The sequence below is a fragment of the Streptomyces sp. NPDC048484 genome, from assembly GCF_040651415.1.
Lineage (GTDB): Bacteria > Actinomycetota > Actinomycetes > Streptomycetales > Streptomycetaceae > Streptomyces.
Genome location: NZ_JBEZJY010000155.1, coordinates 1 through 1,074, shown reverse-complemented (window position 1 = coordinate 1,074; position 1,074 = coordinate 1). Strand labels below are relative to the sequence as shown.

The following is a 1,074-nucleotide window of genomic DNA, read 5'->3' as shown; positions in this document are numbered from 1 at the left end:
TTGTAAAATGAAGTTAGCCACCTTGAGTCAAGCAAAAAACATCTGAATCTCTTATACTAGAAGTTCGACCAAATAGTATAAAAAGGAAATTCAGATGCAAGACTATTCTATCACAAGCCAGAGCAAAGGGAAACACCTGACCAATCAAGACCGTTTAAACATTGAACGTTGGCACAATAAAGAAGGACTGAGCAACCGTGAGATTGCGCGCTTATTGAATAAAGCTCATGGGACGATTGACAGAGAGATGAAGCGAGGGGAAATCCAGCTCAAACGGAAGGTAAAATACTCTGCTAAAAAGGCTCAAGAAAATTATGAAGGATTGAGGGCTCACAGTGTTCGTCCGAGTAAACTCACGACTGAGATTGATTGTTATGTGAGTACACGTCTTAAAGAAGACAAGGACTCTTTGGAAGTCATTCATCAGGCTCTAAAAGGAGTTTCTCTGAGCAGCCTCTACAATTGGGTCAACTGGGGCTGGTTAGAAGCCAAGCGTCATCATCTTTTCTATCCGCAGTATAAGGCGGCAAAGAAAATCAAACCTCGTGCGCCAAAGCATCCTTTTGGTAAGTCTATTGAAGAACGGCCTGAGTTCATTAACAATCGCTTAGAAGTGGGGCATTACGAGATTGACACGGTCATTCTTACGAGAGCTAAGAACAAGGTGCTTTTGACGCTCACAGAGCGAAAATACCGCACGGAGATCATTCGCTTGATTGATGGGAAAACAGCACAGGCGGTCAATGATGAGCTGGTGGAACTTCAAAAAAGTTATGACTTCAAATCCATTACCCCTGACAATGGCCATGAATTTGCAAGGCTCTCTGAGGTCGTAAGCTGTCCAGTTTACTATGCACACGCCTACGCGAGCTTTGAGCGAGGGACGAATGAAAACCATAACCGAATGATTCGTAGGCATCTACCAAAAGGCACAACAAAGACGACCCCTGAAGAAGTCGCCGCTATCGAGTATTGGATGAACCATTATCCAAGAAAAATGTTCAACTATAAGAGTTCATATGAGATGAGCTTGGCTGGCTAACTTGGACTTGCAATTTGCGTTCTAATTATAAC

Annotated in this window: 1 protein-coding gene; it reads left to right on the top strand. The window is 43.1% G+C overall.

What is annotated here, in order from left to right; translation table 11 throughout:
* The first annotated feature begins 94 nt into the window (after positions 1 to 94).
* Positions 95 to 1,042 (top strand): IS30 family transposase, encoded by a 948-nt coding sequence (locus tag AB0D14_RS45030; protein ID WP_003130410.1) that lies wholly within the window; start codon positions 95 to 97, stop codon positions 1,040 to 1,042.
* Positions 1,043 to 1,074 lie beyond the last annotated feature (32 nt).

Coding starts and splice junctions, on each gene's coding strand:
- AB0D14_RS45030 (WP_003130410.1), top strand. CDS start 95: ATGCAAGACTATTCTATCACAAGCCAGAGCAAAGGGAAACACCTGACC.